Consider the following 16034-nt stretch of genomic DNA (forward strand, 5'->3'; position numbering starts at 1 on the left):
GCGGAACCGGGCCTCTACACCACCTGCCGCCCACTGACCGTGCCCGACGAAAGCGCCGCCTCCACGAGGCCCGGCACCATCGCCCAGTCGTTGAACGCCGCGTCGGCCGCGCCAGCGTCGAGCGCAGCATCGGCATAGCCGCCGAGGAAAAGCAGGACCGGATGCCCGGCCCCGCGCGCCGCACCGATATCGGCGGCGCTGTCGCCGATCATCACCGCCGGCCCTCCGCCGAGCCGTGCCACGACCTCGCGCAGGACGCCGGGATCGGGCTTGCGGCCGAACGGCGTGTCGCCCCCCAGCACGGCGGCGAAGCGCGGCGTCAGGTTCAGGCGGTCGAGAAGCGCCTCGGTCAGCCCCTGCGGCTTGTTGGTGCACACGCCCAGCCGGTGCCCGCGCGCGGCGAAAAGCTCCAGCGTCTCCACCACGCCGGGATAAGGGGTGGTCCGCTCGCAGATGCCCTCGCCGTAGCAGCGCATGTAGCCGTCGTGCCAGTCATCGAAGCTGTCCTCGGCCGCGCCCACCGCCACCATCGCGCGGCGCACCAGCGTCGGAACGCCATGGCCGACGAAGCCGCGCACCTGGCCCAGGGTCAGCGCCGGCCTCCCCCGCTCGGCCAGCACACGGTTCAGCGCGGCGTGCATGTCCGGCGCGCTGTCCACCAGCGTCCCGTCGAGATCGAAAATGACCGCCGTCATGCCGGGCACCGCAGCAGGCCGGCGAGGTCCGAAAGCCGCACCCGCGACAGGTCCGCCACCAGCAGATCGGCGGCCGACAGATCCTCATGCGCGGTATAGGCCCCCGCCGCGACGACGCAGGCCAGCCCCGCGCCCTGCGCCGAGCGCAGCCCGTTCAGCGAATCCTCGAAGGCGACCGCATCCGCAGGCGTCAGCCCCAGCCGGTCGAGCGCCAGCCGATACACGTCCGGCGCGGGCTTCTTGGCGGCCACCTCGTCCCCCGCCGCGATCACGTCGAACACCGCGCCGGCAGGCTGGCCGAACAGCGCGAGGCTCAGCGCCTCGACATTCGGGCGCGAGGTGGTGGTCGCCACCGCGATCCCGAGCCCCGCTTCCCGCGCGGCGTCGATCAGGTCGCGGATGCCGGGCCGCGCCTCGATCGCGCCGGCCGCCATGAGCGCCGTGTAACGGGCGGTCTTGTCGGCATGCAGCGCGGGAATGTCCAACGCGCCGACCAGCCCGTCATCGGCGATGAAACGGGCGATCCGCTCTTTCCCGCCGGTGGTGGCAAGCAGGGTGCGGTAGCGGTCGCGGTCCCAGACCCAGGGTAGCCCGGCCGCCGCGAAGGCCTCATTGAAGGCGCGGCGGTGCAGCTCCTCGGTCTCGGCGAGCGTCCCGTCCACGTCGAAGATCAGCGCCCTCATGCCGGCACCCGTCCGAACGCGGCCTCGCGGATCGCCTGCATGTTCCGGCCGTAGACCTCGGGCATATCGGCCGAGCCGCCGCGGAACACGGCCGATCCTGCCACCAGCACGTCGGCCCCGGCCCGGACCACCAGCGGCGCGGTGGCGGGATCGACGCCGCCATCGACCTGGATGTGGATGGGGCGGTCGCCGATCATGGCGCGCAGCCTCTCGATCTTGGCAACCTGGCTGTGGATGAATTTCTGCCCGCCGAAGCCGGGGTTCACGCTCATGACCAGCACCATGTCGCAGAGATCCAGCACATGCTCGACCGAATCGGCCGGGGTGCCGGGGTTCAGCGCGACGCCCGCCATCCTGCCGGTGGCGCGGATCGCCTGAAGGGTGCGGTGGATATGCGGCCCCGCCTCGACATGGGCGGTGATCATGTCGGCCCCGGCCTCGGCGTAAGCCTCGATGAAGGGATCGACCGGGGCGATCATCAGGTGAACGTCCATGAAGGTGGTGACGTGCTTGCGGAACGCCTTCACCGCCGGCGGGCCGAAGGTGAGGTTCGGGACGAAATGGCCGTCCATCACATCGACATGGACCCAGTCGGCGCCCTGATCCTCGATCGCGCGGATCTCGCGGCCGAAATCGGCGAAATCGGCGGAGAGGATCGACGGCGCGATCCGAAGGCGGCGGTCGAAGGTCATGGTGCCGCCCCCGCCCGCTCATGCGCCAGCCCGCCCTGAAAGACGCGGCTCGCGCGGATGTCCTCGGCCTCGATGGTCGAAAGCTGGTCCGCCGTCAGCGGCCCCAGATCGGCCGAGAACAACCGGTTCGCCTGCCGCAGCCGGGCGCGGTCCAGCGCGTTGCGGATCGACCGCGCATTGGCGAAATGCGGCTGGCCGCGGCGGGCGGTCACGTATTCGTCCATCGCCGCCTCGGCCTCCGGCGTCAGCCGATAGCCCTGCGCGTCCAGCATGTGCCCTGCGATCCGGCCCAGCTCATCGTCGGTATAATCGGGAAACTCGATATGATGCGCGATGCGCGAGCGGAAGCCGGGATTCGAGCGGAAGAAGCTCTCCATCCGGTCGGCATAACCGGCCAGGATCACCACCAGATCGTCGCGGTTGTTCTCCATCACCTGCAGCAGGATCTCGATCGCCTCCTGCCCGTAATCGCGCTCGTTGTCGGGGCGATAGAGGTAATAGGCCTCGTCGATGAACAGCACGCCCCCCATCGCCTTCTTCAGCACCTCCTTGGTCTTGGGGGCGGTATGGCCGATATACTGGCCCACCAGATCGTCGCGCGTGACGCTGACCAGATGACCCTTGCGGACATAGCCGAGGCGATGCAGCAGCCCCGCCATCTTCAGGGCGACGGTGGTCTTGCCGGTGCCGGGGTTGCCGGTGAAGCTCATGTGCAGTGTGGGGGTCTCGTGCCCCAGCCCGAGGCTGGCGCGGGCGCGTTCCACCAGCAGCAGCGCGGCCGTCTCGCGGATGCGGCTCTTGACCGGGGCCAGGCCGATCAGCTCGCGGTCAAGCTCGTCCAGCACCTCGCGGACGCCCGAGTCCTCGAACTCGGCCCGCAGATCGACCGTCAGCGGCGTCGCGTCATCCATCCCTGCCTCCATCTTCTGTCCCGAAATATCCCGCGGGGGTCCGGGGGCGCGAAGCCCCCGGCCTTTCGATCAGCGCACGACCTCGTGCGTGTAGCGGATGGCCCGCCCGTCCACCTCGGTCCGGCGCATGACGATCTGCGGCTCGATCTCGGGACGGTTGACGATGAAGCTCATCGTCACTGTCTCCAGCCCGCGCGTGCTGTCGAAGGCGTTCATGCGGATATACTTCTCCCCATGCGCCTTGCGGCAATCGTCAAGCTCCATCATCACGCCCTTGGCGTCCTTCAGGTCGAACATCGGGTTTCCCCACATCTCCCAGAAGGTGTTCCGCGGATGCGGCTCGTCGGTGTATTCGATCCCGACCGCCCAGTCGCGGGACAGACAGTATTCGACCTGCGCGGTGATCTGCTCGTCCGTCAGATCCGGCAGGAAGCTGAAGCAACCCTGAGTGATACGCATGTTTCCCGCCCTCCTCAGGCGACGCCGGGGGTCGGAACGAAGTCCGACGTGTCGGTCGAGGTGTAGTTGAAGGTGATGTTGCCCCAGACATCGAGGGCGGCTTCCAGCGGCTTGCACCATTTGGCGGCGGCGCGCAGGATCTCGGGCCCTTCGGTGGCGATGTCGCGGCCTTCGTTGCGGGCCAGCACCATCGCCTCCAGGGCGACGCGGTTGGCGGTCGCGCCCGCCTGGATGCCCATCGGATGGCCGATGGTGCCGCCGCCGAACTGCAGCACCACATCGTCGCCGAACAGGTCGATCAGCTGGTGCATCTGCCCGGCATGGATGCCGCCCGAGGCGACCGGCATCATCTTCTTCAGGTCGCCCCAGTCCTGTTCGAAGAACAGCCCGCGCGGCAGGTCCACCGGATTATGCGTCTCGCGGCAGACGTTGTAGAAGCCCTGCACGGTCATCGGATCGCCCTCCAGCTTGCCGACCGCGGTGCCCGCGTGGATGTGGTCCACCCCCGCCAGACGCATCCATTTCGCGATCACGCGGAAGCTGATGCCGTGGTTCTTCTGGCGGGTATAGGTGCCGTGGCCTGCGCGGTGCAGATGCAGGATCATGTCGTTCTGGCGGCACCATTCGCTCATCGACTGGATCGCGGTGTAGCCGATCACCAGGTCGATCATCACGATCACCGAGCCGAGCTGCTTGGCGAACTCTGCCCGGCGATACATCTCCTCCATCGTGCCGGCGGTGATGTTGAGGTAGTGTCCCTTGACCTCGCCGGTCTTGGCGGTCGCGAGGTTCACGGCCTCCATCACGTAGAGAAACCGGTCGCGCCAATGCATGAAGGGCTGCGAGTTGATGTTCTCGTCGTCCTTCATGAAGTCGAGCCCGCCCTTCAGCCCCTCATAGACCACGCGGCCGTAGTTCTTGCCCGACAGGCCCAGCTTGGGCTTGGTCGTGGCCCCCAGCAGCGGGCGGCCGAACTTGTCCAGCCGCTCGCGCTCCACGACGATGCCGGTGGGCGGACCCTTGTAGGTCTTCACATAGGCGACGGGGAAGCGCATGTCCTCCAGCCGGGCCGCCAGCAGCGGCTTGAAGCTGAAGACGTTGCCGATGATGGATGCCGTCAGGTTGGCGATCGAGCCTTCCTCGAACAGGATCAGGTCGTAGGCGACGTAGCAGAAATACTGCCCCGGCTGGCCCGGCACGGGTTCCACCTTGTAGGCCTTGGCGCGATACTGGTCGCAGGCGGTCAGGCGATCGGTCCAGACCACCGTCCAGGTCGCGGTCGAGCTTTCGCCCGCCACCGCCGCCGCCGCCTCGATCGGGTCCACGCCCTCCTGCGGGGTGATGCGGAACAGCGCGAGGATGTCGGTGTCCTTGGGCTCGTAATCGCCGTCCCAGTAGCCCATCTGCGCGTATTTCAGCACGCCCGCGGCATAGCGTTTCTTCTTGTCGGTGATTTCGGTCTTGCTCATCTCGTTCATGTCAGATGCCTCCTCATGCTGCCTTTGCGGCGGTGACCGCCGGGTTCAGCGCCCCCGACGCATAGCGTTTCGCCATCTCGTCCATCGGGACGGTCCTGATCCTGCCGGCGTTGCCCGCAGTGCCGAAGCGCTCGAACCGGTCGCGGCACAGGGCCGTCAGCTCCTTCATCGCCGGGATCATGAACTTGCGCGGGTCGAACTCCTCCGGCTTCTCGCGGGCGACCTTGCGGAACTGGCCCGCCATCGCCATGCGGCAGTCGGTGTCGATGTTGACCTTGCGGACGCCGTGGCGGATGCCGCGCTCGATCTCCTCGACCGGGACGCCCCAGGTCTGGGGCATCTGGCCGCCATTCTCGTTGATGAGGTCCTGAAGATGCTGCGGGACCGAGGATGAGCCGTGCATCACCAGATGCGTCTGGGGCAGGCGCGCGTGGATCGCCTCGATCACATGCATGGCGAGGATCTCGCCGTCCGGCTTGCGGGTGAACTTGTAGGCACCGTGGCTGGTGCCGCAGGCGATCGCCAGCGCGTCAACGCCGGTGCGCATGACGAAATCCACCGCCTGATCGGGGTCGGTCAGAAGCTGGCTGTGGTCCAGCTTGCCCTCGGCGCCCGAGCCGTCCTCGGCCGCCGCCTCGCCGGTTTCCAGCGAGCCGAGGATGCCAAGCTCGCCCTCGACCGAAGCGCCGACCGCATGCGCGGCCTCCGCCACCTTCGCCGTCACCGCGACGTTGTAGTCGTAATCGGCGGGCGTCTTCATGTCCTCGCGCAGCGAGCCGTCCATCATCACGCTGGTGAAGCCGTGGCGGATTGCGCTCATGCAGGTGGAAAGGTTGTTGCCGTGGTCCTGATGCAGGCAGATCGGGATGCCTGGGTTCATCTCGGCCAGCGCCTCGACCATGCGGCGCAGCATGATGTCGCCGGCATAGCTGCGCGCGCCGCGGCTGGCCTGAAGGATCACCGGGGCGTCGGTGGCTCGCGCGGCCTCCATGATCGCGAGGCCCTGTTCCATGTTGTTGATGTTGAAGGCGGGCACGCCGTAGCCGCGTTCGGCGGCGTGGTCGAGAAGCTGTCGCAGCGTGATGAGGGCCATCGGTTACTCCCTGATGAGGTTGCGGGCGGCGGCGGCCACGGCCTCGGCCGTGATGCCGAAGTGGCGGTAAAGGTCGGGGGCAGGGGCGGATGCGCCGAAGCCGGTCATGCCGACGAAGCGGTCGGTCGTGCGCAGGATCGGCCCGTCCCAGCCCTGCCGGATCGCGGCCTCGACGCCGATGCGCGGGGCATCGCCCAGCACGGCGGCGCGGTAGCCGTCCGGCTGGGCGGCGAACTGCTCGAAGCTGGGCGCGCTGACCACGGCGGCGGCGATGCCCTCGGCCGCCAGCGCATCGGCTGCGGCCAGCGCGATCTCGACCTCCGAACCGGTGGCGATCAGGGTCACCTGACGGTCGCGCGGGTGGCGGAGGAGATAGGCCCCGCGCGCCGTCAGGTTCTCGGTCGCGTCCTCGCGGACGCAGGGCAGGTTCTGGCGCGACAGCACCAGCATGACGGGCCGGTCGGTCGCGGTCATCGCGATCTCCCAGCCTTCCGCGGTCTCCACCGCGTCGGCGGGGCGGATCACGGTCAGGTTCGGGATGGCCCGCAGGCTCGCCAGATGCTCAACCGGCTGGTGCGTGGGTCCGTCCTCGCCCAGGCCGATGCTGTCATGGGTCATCACATAGGTGACGGGCACCCCCATCAGCGCCGACAGCCGGATCGCCGGGCGGGCATAATCCGCGAAGGCCAGGAACGTGCCGCCATAGGGGCGGAAGCCGCCATGCAGCGCGATACCGTTCATCGCGGCGGCCATGCCATGCTCGCGGATGCCGTAGTGGAGGTAGCGCCCGCCGAAGTCGTCCCGCGCCATCGGCCGCATGTCGCGCGTCTTCGTCAGGTTCGAGCCGGTCAGGTCGGCCGAGCCACCGATGGTGTCAGGCAGCGCGGCGTTGACCACCGCCAGCGCCATTTCCGACGCCTTGCGGGTCGCAACCCTGGGCCGGTCGGCGATCAGCTTCGCCTTGTAGCCGACCATTGCCTCGGTCAGCGCGTCGAGGCCACCACGGGCTTGCGCCGCCTCGAAGGCTTGCCGCTGAGGGTGCGAGCCCTTCCGGGACTTCCACGCCCGCCGCGCCTCGGCCCCGCGCCGGGCGATGGCCCGCCACTGGTCGTAAGCGGCGGGCGCGATCACGAACGGCTCGTGCGGCCAGTCCAGATGCAGGCGCGCGGCCGCGATCTCGTCGGCCCCGAGCGGCGCGCCGTGGCAGTCGGCCCCGCCCTGCTTGTTCGGCGCGCCCCAGCCGATCACCGACCGGCAGGCGACCAGCGAGGGGCGCGGGTCGCTCCGCGCCGCCTCGATGGCGGCGGCGATCTCCGCCGGCTCATGCGCGTCGCAGGCCACCGTATGCCAGCCCGAGGCTGCGAACCGCGCCATCTGGTCGGTCGAGGTGGACAGGTCGGTCGAGCCGTCGATGGTGATGCGGTTGTCGTCCCACAGCACGATGAGGCGGCCGAGGCCGAGATGCCCGGCCATGTCGATCGCCTCGTGGCTGACGCCTTCCATCAGGCAGCCGTCGCCGGCGATGACGTAAGTCCAGTGATCCACCAGATCGTCGCCCCAGCGGGCATTCGCCATGCGTTCCGCCAGCGCCATGCCGACCGCCGTGGCGATCCCCTGACCCAGCGGCCCGGTCGTCACCTCGATCCCGTCCGCATGGCCGTATTCGGGGTGCCCGGCCGTGCGCGCGCCAAGCTGGCGGAAACGGCGCAACTCCTCCACCGGCATGTCGGCGTAGCCGAGCAGGTGGTTGATGGCGTAAAGCAGCATCGACCCATGCCCCGCCGACAGCACGAAGCGGTCGCGGTCGGGCCATTTCGGATCGGCCGGGTCGATCTTCACGAAGCGGTCGAACAGCACCGCCGCCACGTCCGCCATGCCCATCGGCATTCCCGGATGGCCCGAATTCGCCGCCTGCACCGCATCCATCGTCAGCGCCCGGATGGCGTTCGCCATGGCGCGCTCGGCCATGTTGCAGGTCTGCACGCTCGTCTGCACGTTCATCGCATCACGCCTTTCTCGAAATATCGACCAGCCGCAGGATCAGCGGCGTCAGGATCAGCTGCATGGCGAGGTCGAGCTTGCCGCCGGGAATGACGATCGAGTTCGCGCGGCTCATCCACGCCCCCTGGATCATCGAGGTGAGGTAAGGGAAATCGATCCCGCGCGGGTTGCGGAAGCGGATCACGACAAGGCTCTCGTCCGCCGTGGGAATCCAGCGGGCGATGAACGGGTTCGAGGTGTCCACCACCGGCACCCGCTGGAAGTTGATGTCGGTCTCGGTGAACTGCGGCGTGATGCAGTGCACATAGGCGTGCATCCGGCGCAGGATCACGTCGGTCACGGCCTCGGTCGAATAGCCGCGATGGGAACGGTCGCGATGGATCTTCTGGATCCATTCCAGGTTGATGACCGGCACCACGCCGATCTTGAGGTCGGCCAATGCGGCAAGGTTCACCCGGTCGTTGACGACCGCGCCGTGCAGCCCTTCGTAGAACAGCAGGTCCGAGCCGGGATCGAGGGCGCGCCAGGGCGTGAACTCGCCCTGCGGCACGCCCCAGCGCTCGGCCTCGGTGTCGTCGTGGACGTAGTTGCGCGTCTCGCCGGTTCCGGTTCCGGCGTAGCTGCGGAACACCTCCTCCAGCTTCTCAAGCTCGTTCGCGTCGAAGCTGAAATGGCTGAAGCTGTGATCGCCGGCGGCGGTGCGCCGTTCCAACTCGGCCCGCATGTCGGCGCGGTTGAAGCGGTGGAAGGCGTCGCCTTCGATGGAAACCGCCTTGATCCCCTCGCGCCGGAAGATCTGCTCGAAGGTATGCTTGACGGTCGAGGTGCCGGCCCCCGAGCTGCCGATGACGGATATGATGGGGTGTTTCCTGCTCATCGGTCAGATCCTGAAAAGGCCGCGCTTGGCGAAAAGGGCAGAGGTCTCGGTGGCGTCGAGATCGTGATAGGTGGCGACCCGCGCGACCTTCTCGCGCGAGCCGAACACGAAGGGGGTGCGCTGGTGCAGGCTGGTCGGCACCAGATCAAGGATACGGTCGCAGCCATCGGTGGCCGCCCCGCCCGCGGCCTCGATCAGCCAGGCGATCGGCGCGCATTCATAGACAAGACGCAGCCGCCCTTGGGCGTATTGCGGCCGCCCGTCGCGCGGGTAGAGGAAGACGCCGCCCCGGACCATGATCCGGTGCGCCTCGGCCACCAGCGAGGCAATCCAGCGCATGTTGAAGTTCTGCGCCCGCGGCCCGTCCGCGCCGGCCACCATGTCGTCGATGTAGGCGCGGATCGGCGCGGGCCAGTGGCGATAGTTCGAGGCGTTGATCGCGTATTCGACCGAGGCGTCGGGAATCCGGCAGTCGCGCTTCAGGACCGCGACCGCGCCGGTCGCCGGGTCGAGGACGGCCTTGCGGACCCCTTCGGCCGTGGCGCTGACCATCAGGCATTGCGGCCCGTAGATGATGTAGCCTGCCGCCAGCAGCTCGCGCCCCGGCCGCAGGAAGCTGGCCGCCGCGCTGTCCGCCGCCGGATAGATGCCGAAGATCGTGCCGATGGAGACGTTCGTCTCGATGTTCGACGAGCCGTCGAGCGGGTCTATGGCGAGGCCGAGCGAGCCCGCAGGGTTCAGGGCGATCACGTCCTCCTGCTCCTCGCTGGCGTAGAAACGGACGGGCGATCCGATCATGGCGGTGCGAAAGGCCTCGTCGGCGATGAGGTCCAGCGCCTTCTGGCTGTCGCCGTCGGCGTTGGTGCCGACGACGCCGCTCAGCTTCCCGTCGAGGCCGCCGCGCGCGATGCGCCGGGCGATCCCGGCGCCGACGATGGCGATCCGGTCCAGCGTTTCCGCTATCTCCAGCGAAAGCGCCTGGTCGGGCTGTGTTCGCGTCGCGTGTTCCAGCATGTCGGTTCCTCTTCCCTTGAGCGGAGGGTTGACCGAAGCTGGATTAAGTTAAATGTAAAAATCTCTAATCCGTCTTAAGATAGGTTGAATGATCCGCCTCGACGCCCTCACGCTGAAGCAGCTGCGCGCCATGGCCGCGATCGCCGACAGCCGCTCGCTCACCGGCGCCGCAGCCCAGCTGGGGCTGACGATTCCGGCCGTTCACGCACAGCTTGCGGGGCTGGAAACGGCGCTCGGCGGCAGCGCCTTCGACCGGGCGGAGGGCTTCGCGCCCTCAGACGAAGGTATGATCCTGCTGGCGGCCGCGCGGCGGATCGAGGTCGCCCTGGGCCGCGCCAGCGCCGAGATCGAGGCGCTGCGGCGGGGCGAGATGGGGCGGGTCACGCTCGGGGTGGTCTCGACCGGCAAGTATTTCGCGCCGTCGCTGGTGCGGGCGCTGATGGACGCCGTGCCGGGGGCCGGGATCGCGCTGAAGATCGGCAACCGCGAATCCACCATCGAGGGGCTGGCATCCGGCGCTCTGGATCTGGCGATCATGGGCCGCCCGCCCCGCGAGCCGGTGGTCGAGGCGGTTCCGCTGGGCCCGCACCCGCACGGCATCGTCCTGCCGCGCGGCCACCGGCTTGACGGGCGGCGCGAGATCACCGCCGAGGATCTGGCGGACGAGACCTTCATCTGCCGCGAGGCGGGCTCGGGCACGCGCATTCTGATGACCCGCTATCTCGACCGGATCGGCGAGGGGGCCGAGTATCAGACGGTCGAGATGGACAGCAACGAGACGATCAAGCAGGCCGTCATCGCGGGTCTGGGAATCGCGTTCCTGTCGCTGCACACCGCGGTCGAGGAACTGCGCAGCGGCCGGTTGCGCCTGCTGAACGCGCCGGGGCTGCCGATCCAGCGGACATGGTACCTGGTGAACCTGCAGCGCGACCGGCCGTCCCCGCTCGCGCAGCGGCTGGCGGGCGAGATCGCGGCGCGAGCGAGCGATCTGCTGGCGCATCTGGAGAGCGATCTCGCGACCGCTGGCGGGCCGTTGGAGTCCGGCTGAGCCGGAGGATGCAGCGGTCAGGAGCGGCGGCACCGGTTTCGCTTGCGCGCCGCGCCCCAGCGCCCCGCTTCCTAACGGAAGCCCTCACAAGACAGCCGCGCCGTCTGCAAACCACGGTGGAAATCCTTGCAACGGTCGTCGTCAGCGAGGGCATCTCGTCGCGCATCGCAAGGGGATCACCTGAACGGAAAGACCCCGCCTACCTGCGCGGTTTCACATAGATCTCGAACCGGTGGCTCACGATGTCGAAGCCGTGCTCGCGGGCGATCTTCTGCTGCATCCGCTCGATCTCTTCCGAGTGGAACTCGATCACCTCGCCGGTCTCCACGTTGATGAAGTGGTCGTGATGCGTCTCGGGCGCGGTCTCGTAGCGGGTGCGGCCATCGGCGAAGCTGTGGCGTTCGATCAGCCCGTGTTCGGCGAGGATGTTCATCGTCCGATAGACAGTGGCGATGTTGATGCCCGGCTCGATGGCGACGACGCGGCGGTGCAGCTCCTCGACATCCGGGTGATCCTCGGACGCGCCCAGCACCCGCAGGATCACCTGCCGGGGGCGGGTCAGCCGCAGGCCGAGTTCGCGGCAACGGTCCATCAGGCTGCGGTTGTCGTCGTCGGTCATGGTCGGCTCGGCTCATCTGGACGCAGGTTCGGGGCGGGCGGTCCCGGCGACTTGCCCGGGTAGCATAACCGGAACGGCCCGTCACGGGACAGGCGGGCGCGCATCGCGCCGATCGCGCCGAGTTGCGAGCGGATTGCAGTTGAATGTCGGCCATTGCCTGCTATGTGTAAATGCGAATCAATTGCATCTATGGGGGCCCCATGCTTTCCGCGACACGCCGCCACCTGCTCGCCGCCGCGGGGGCCGCCGTTCTCGCGGCGGGCCTCTCTGCGCCCGCGCTGGCGCAGGAGGGGCGGCTGACCGTCATCGCCACCACCGGCATGATCGCCGATGCGGTCGCGCAGATCGGCGGCGAGCGGACCCGGGTGCAGGCGCTGATGGGGCCGGGGGTGGACCCGCACGGCTATCGCCAGACCCGGTCCGACATCGCGGCGATGACCTCGGCCGACGCGGTGTTCTGGCACGGCCTGCATCTGGAGGCGCAGCTTGAGGATCTGTTCCACGAGCTGTCCACCCAGCAGACCGTCGTCGCGCTGGCCGAGACGCTGCCACCCGAAACCCTGCTGGGATGGGAGGGTTACGAGGGCCGCCACGATCCCCATGTCTGGATGGACCCGGCGCGCTGGACCCGCGTGGTCGCGGCCGCGCGGGACGCGCTGGTCGGGCTCGACCCCGCCGGGGCCGACATCTTCCGCGCCAATGCCGACGCGCATCTGGCCGACATCAAGGCGCTGGGCGGCTATTCGGCGCAGGTGCTGGGAAGCGTGCCGCAGGACGCCCGCGTCCTCGTCACCGCGCATGACGCCTTCAGCTATTTCGGCGACGCCTATGGCTTCGAGGTGCTGGGCATTCAGGGCATGTCCACCGAATCCGAGGCGGGGCTTGCCCAGATCGAATATCTGGTGGGCGTGCTGGTGGATCGCGGGATCGGGGCGATCTTCGTGGAATCCTCGGTGTCTGACCGCAACGTCCGTGCGCTGATCGAGGGGGCGCAGGCGCGGGGCCATGAGGTCGTGATCGGCGGCGAGCTTTACTCGGACGCGATGGGCGAGCCCGGCAGCTATGAGGGAACGTATATCGGCATGATCGACCACAACGTGACCACGATCACCCGCGCCCTTGGCGGTGAGGCGCCGCCCGGCGGGATGAACGGCCGGCTGGGGCAGGGCGGATGAACGCCCCCGTTCTCATGGCCGAAGCCGGGCGCAGGCTCGGCGCGGATCATCCCGAAAGCCCGCTGGCGATCGCCGGGCTGACCGTGGCCTATGGCGGCAAGCCGGTGGTCGTCTCGGTCGATCTGGTGACGCCGCCGGGCGCGATGCTGGCGGTGATCGGGCCGAACGGGGCGGGCAAATCCACGCTGCTCAAGGCGGCGCTGGGGATCGTGCCGCGCGTCTCGGGCGAGGTGACGGCGTTCGGCCAGCCCCTGCGCGAGGCCCGCCGCCGCATCGCCTATGTCCCGCAGCGCGCGTCGGTGGACTGGGAGTTTCCGGCGACCGTGCTGGACGTGGTGATGATGGGGCTTTACCGCGAGATCGGCCTTCTGCGCTTCGCGGGCAAGCGGCACCGCGAGCGGGCGGCGGAGTGCCTGCGCCGGGTCGGGATGCAGGATTTCGCGGATCGCCAGATCGGCCAGCTTTCCGGCGGCCAGCAGCAGCGGGTGTTCCTGGCCCGCGCGCTGGCGCAGGGCGCGGGGCTCTATGTGATGGACGAGCCTTTCGCCGGGGTGGACGCCGCGACCGAACGGGCCATCGTCGAGGTGCTGAAGGACCTGAACCGGGCCGGCAGGACGATCCTCTGCGTCCATCACGACCTCTCCACGGTAAAGGACTACTTCACCCATGTCCTCATCATGAACGTCCGCAGGATCGCGGACGGGCCGGTCGCCGCCGCCTTCACGCCGGAAAACCTGCAGGCGGCCTATGGCGGCAGGCTCGCCCCCGCGCAGATCGGCGGGATCGCGGCGGAGTAGGGCATGGACGGCTTCCTTTCCGCGCTGCTGCTTCAGGCCGGTTACAACACCGCGCTGGTGACGGTCGGCTCGGCCCTGCTGGGCGCGAGCGCCGGGGCCATCGGCGGCTTCGTGCTGCTGCGCAAGCGCTCGCTGGTGTCGGATGCGATCAGCCACGCCACCCTGCCGGGGCTGGCGCTGGCCTTCATCGCCATGGCCGCGCTGGGGGGCGACGGGCGCTGGCTGCCGGGGCTGATGATCGGGGCTGCGCTGTCGGCGGCGCTGGGGCTGCTGGCGCTGGACTGGCTGGCCTCGCGCACTCGGCTGCCCGAGGATGCGGCCATCGGCGCGGTGCTGTCGGTCTTCTTCGGCGCCGGAGTGGTGCTGATGACCGTCATCCAGACTCTGCCGATGGGGCGGCAGGCGGGGATCGCCGGCTATCTGCTCGGCTCCACCGCCGGGATGCTGCGGTCCGAGGCGGAGATCATCGCCCTGACCTCGGCGCTGGTCGGGCTTGCCATCTTCGTCCTGCGGCGGCCCTTCACGCTGGTCTGCTTCGACCCGGAATATGCGCTGGTGCGCGGCGTCAACATCCGGGCGGCGGACCTTGCGATGATGGCCCTGCTGCTCGCCGTGACGGTGATCGGGCTGAAGGTCGCCGGGCTGGTGCTGATCGTCGCGCTGACGATCATCCCTCCGGTCGCCGCCCGCTTCTGGACCGACCGGCCCGGCGCGATGGTGGTGATCGCTGCGGCGCTTGGCGCGGCGGCCGCATGGCTGGGCGCGGTGCTGTCCTCGCTGGCGCGCGGCCTGCCCACCGGGGCGCTGATCGTGCTGATCGCGTTCGCGCTGTTCCTGGCCTCGCTGCTGCTGTCGCCGCGGCGCGGGCTCGTGGCGAAGGCCCTTCAGCGCCACCGCTTCCGGGGGCTGGTGCAGGAGCGGCAGGGCCTGCTGGCGCTGGCGCGGGGCGCGCCGATCTACGATGGCGCGACGCTCCGCCGCCTGAAGGCGCGGGGCCATGTCGGCGCGGAGGGCGCGACGACGCCCAAAGGCCGCGCCGCCGCAGAGGCCGCGATGCGCGACGAGGCCCGCTGGAGCCTCTATCGCCGCCTGCACCCCGACGAGTCCGTCTCCACCCCCGGCGGCCTGCGCCCGCTGGCCGAGATCCTGCCCGCCGACATCATCGGCGAGCTCGACAGCCGACTGGCGGTGCGTGGGGTGCAGCCATGACCGACAGCTTCGTCCAGCTTTCGCTGACGCCGATCCTGATCGGGGTGCTGGCCTCCTGCGCCTGCGCTTTGCCGGGCAACTTCCTCGTCCTGCGGCGGCAGAGCCTGATGGGCGACGCGATCAGCCATGTCGCGTTTCCCGGCATCGTCGCCGCCTTCCTGCTGACCGGGACGCTGGCCGCCTGGCCGATGCTGATCGGCGCGGCCGGCGCGGCGATCGTCGCCGTCGGCCTGATCGAGCTGATCCGGCGTCTGGGCAATATCGATCCGGGCGCGGCGATGGGCGTGGTCTTCACCACGATGTTCGCCGCCGGTGTCCTGCTGCTGGAACAGACCGGCGCGCGCAACGTCCATCTGGACGTGGAACACGCGCTTTACGGCAATCTCGAAAGCCTCATCTGGCTCAAGGGCACCTCATGGGCGGCGCTGACCGACCCCGAGGCGCTCGCCGCCCTGCCGCCGCAGCTTGGCCGGCTGGCGCTGGTGCTGCTGGCGGTCGCGGCGTTCACGGCGGCCTTCTGGAAGGAGCTGCTGATCGGCACGTTCGATCCGACCTTCGCCGCCAGCGTGGGTGCAAGGCCCGGCCTCGTCAGCGCCGGGCTGGTGGTGACGGTGGCGGTCGCGGCGGTGGCGGCTTTCGACGCGGTGGGGTCGATCATCGTGATCGCCATGTTCATCTGCCCCGCCGCCTCGGCGCGGATGATGACCGACCGGATGGGGCCGCAGATCGGCTGGAGCCTGGTCTTCGCCGCCCTCGCCGCCGTCATGGGCTTCGTGCTGGCGGCTTACGGCCCGCTCTGGCTGGGCGGGCGGCACTCGCTTTCGGCGGCGGGCATGATCGCGGCGGTGTCGGGCGCGATCCTTGCGGGGGCGGCGTTATGCGGGCCCCGGCGCAAGGGGACCCGCGCAGCGGCTTAGCGCGCCGCGACCCGGCGTTTCGGGGCGGGCGCGGGGCGCGGGGCCGACCGCTCGGCGGCCTCCTTGCGCAGCCGGGCCGTCCTCAGCCGCTCGACCTGCTGCTCGCGTGCGGCGGTTTCCGCATCGATGATCTCGCGCGCGATGCGGTCCGTGACCTCCGCGCGGGTTTCGGGCCGGGCCGCCTGGAGCTGTGTGCTTGTGAAACTCATGAGAAACTCCTTTCACTGACGCGCAGCGGCGGCCCGCAACGGATGGCCGCGACTGCGAAGGGGCGTTCCGCCGTCATCCAGCGTCGAATACCTGCTGAACGGCAGAGCCCCGTGGATTGCGCATGTCACGGCGCTGCGGAAGGAAAGCCCCCTCCCG

Annotated in this window: 17 protein-coding genes; 5 read left to right on the forward strand and 12 right to left on the reverse strand. The window is 69.2% G+C overall.

Annotated elements, in window-relative coordinates:
- Window positions 1–14: 14 nt before the first annotated feature.
- The 10 genes from gph to KTN05_RS12040 all read right to left on the reverse strand — a co-directional run bounded on the left by gph (window position 15) and on the right by KTN05_RS12040 (window position 9903).
- Window positions 15–695, reverse strand: a complete 681-nt coding sequence (gene gph / locus KTN05_RS11995; RefSeq protein ID WP_217329645.1) for a phosphoglycolate phosphatase — start codon at window positions 693–695, stop codon at window positions 15–17.
- Complete coding sequence (locus KTN05_RS12000) at window positions 692–1378, reverse strand: HAD-IA family hydrolase (RefSeq protein WP_217329646.1); 687 nt, start codon at window positions 1376–1378, stop codon at window positions 692–694. Before KTN05_RS12000 ends, gph begins: the two co-directional genes overlap by 4 nt.
- Window positions 1375–2070, reverse strand: a complete 696-nt coding sequence (rpe, locus tag KTN05_RS12005) for a ribulose-phosphate 3-epimerase (RefSeq protein WP_217329647.1) — start codon at window positions 2068–2070, stop codon at window positions 1375–1377. Before rpe ends, KTN05_RS12000 begins: the two co-directional genes overlap by 4 nt.
- Window positions 2067–2981 (reverse strand): CbbX protein, encoded by a 915-nt coding sequence (gene cbbX, locus KTN05_RS12010; RefSeq protein ID WP_217329648.1) that lies wholly within the window; start codon window positions 2979–2981, stop codon window positions 2067–2069. Before cbbX ends, rpe begins: the two co-directional genes overlap by 4 nt.
- Window positions 2982–3050: 69 nt before the next feature.
- On the reverse strand, window positions 3051–3440 hold the full coding sequence (locus KTN05_RS12015) for a ribulose bisphosphate carboxylase small subunit (protein WP_217329649.1): 390 nt from the start codon (window positions 3438–3440) through the stop codon (window positions 3051–3053).
- Between the two features lie 14 nt (window positions 3441–3454).
- Window positions 3455–4909: a form I ribulose bisphosphate carboxylase large subunit gene (locus tag KTN05_RS12020; RefSeq protein ID WP_371823354.1), complete on the reverse strand. Its 1455-nt coding sequence runs from the start codon at window positions 4907–4909 to the stop codon at window positions 3455–3457.
- A 22-nt stretch (window positions 4910–4931) separates the two neighbouring features.
- The gene (gene fba, locus KTN05_RS12025) at window positions 4932–6011 is read right to left on the reverse strand and encodes a class II fructose-bisphosphate aldolase (RefSeq protein ID WP_217329651.1); all 1080 of its coding nucleotides are present in this window, start codon (window positions 6009–6011) and stop codon (window positions 4932–4934) included.
- A 3-nt stretch (window positions 6012–6014) separates the two neighbouring features.
- The gene (gene tkt / locus KTN05_RS12030; RefSeq protein WP_217329652.1) at window positions 6015–8012 is read right to left on the reverse strand and encodes a transketolase; all 1998 of its coding nucleotides are present in this window, start codon (window positions 8010–8012) and stop codon (window positions 6015–6017) included.
- Window positions 8013–8016: 4 nt separating this feature from the next.
- On the reverse strand, window positions 8017–8889 hold the full coding sequence (locus tag KTN05_RS12035) for a phosphoribulokinase (protein WP_217329653.1): 873 nt from the start codon (window positions 8887–8889) through the stop codon (window positions 8017–8019).
- 3 nt (window positions 8890–8892) lie between these two features.
- On the reverse strand, window positions 8893–9903 hold the full coding sequence (locus tag KTN05_RS12040; RefSeq protein ID WP_217329654.1) for a class 1 fructose-bisphosphatase: 1011 nt from the start codon (window positions 9901–9903) through the stop codon (window positions 8893–8895).
- 88 nt (window positions 9904–9991) lie between these two features.
- Here KTN05_RS12040 and KTN05_RS12045 point away from each other — a divergent pair, with 88 nt between their 5' ends.
- Window positions 9992–10951, forward strand: coding sequence for a LysR family transcriptional regulator (locus KTN05_RS12045; RefSeq protein WP_217329655.1), 960 nt, complete (start codon window positions 9992–9994; stop codon window positions 10949–10951).
- Window positions 10952–11150: 199 nt separating this feature from the next.
- On the opposite strand, the gene KTN05_RS12050 is transcribed toward KTN05_RS12045, so the two are convergent.
- Window positions 11151–11570, reverse strand: a complete 420-nt coding sequence (locus KTN05_RS12050) for a Fur family transcriptional regulator (protein WP_217329656.1) — start codon at window positions 11568–11570, stop codon at window positions 11151–11153.
- 200 nt (window positions 11571–11770) lie between these two features.
- Between KTN05_RS12050 and KTN05_RS12055 the strand changes: the two genes are divergently transcribed.
- From KTN05_RS12055 to KTN05_RS12070, 4 genes are read left to right on the forward strand one after another with little or no spacing between them, the layout of a single operon-like run.
- Complete coding sequence (locus KTN05_RS12055) at window positions 11771–12745, forward strand: metal ABC transporter solute-binding protein, Zn/Mn family (protein ID WP_217329657.1); 975 nt, start codon at window positions 11771–11773, stop codon at window positions 12743–12745.
- Window positions 12742–13542, forward strand: a complete 801-nt coding sequence (locus tag KTN05_RS12060) for a metal ABC transporter ATP-binding protein (protein WP_305799906.1) — start codon at window positions 12742–12744, stop codon at window positions 13540–13542. Before KTN05_RS12055 ends, KTN05_RS12060 begins: the two co-directional genes overlap by 4 nt.
- A gap of 3 nt (window positions 13543–13545) precedes the next feature.
- The gene (locus KTN05_RS12065; protein ID WP_217329658.1) at window positions 13546–14751 is read left to right on the forward strand and encodes a metal ABC transporter permease; all 1206 of its coding nucleotides are present in this window, start codon (window positions 13546–13548) and stop codon (window positions 14749–14751) included.
- Window positions 14748–15668: a metal ABC transporter permease gene (locus KTN05_RS12070; RefSeq protein ID WP_217329659.1), complete on the forward strand. Its 921-nt coding sequence runs from the start codon at window positions 14748–14750 to the stop codon at window positions 15666–15668. The genes KTN05_RS12065 and KTN05_RS12070 overlap by 4 nt, the downstream gene beginning before the upstream one ends.
- On the opposite strand, the gene KTN05_RS12075 is transcribed toward KTN05_RS12070, so the two are convergent.
- A complete protein-coding gene (locus KTN05_RS12075; protein WP_217329660.1) occupies window positions 15665–15877 on the reverse strand; it encodes a hypothetical protein in 213 nt (70 codons plus the stop codon). The genes KTN05_RS12070 and KTN05_RS12075 overlap by 4 nt on opposite strands.
- Window positions 15878–16034 lie beyond the last annotated feature (157 nt).

This window comes from Paracoccus sp. Z118 (assembly GCF_019061185.1).
GTDB lineage: Bacteria > Pseudomonadota > Alphaproteobacteria > Rhodobacterales > Rhodobacteraceae > Paracoccus.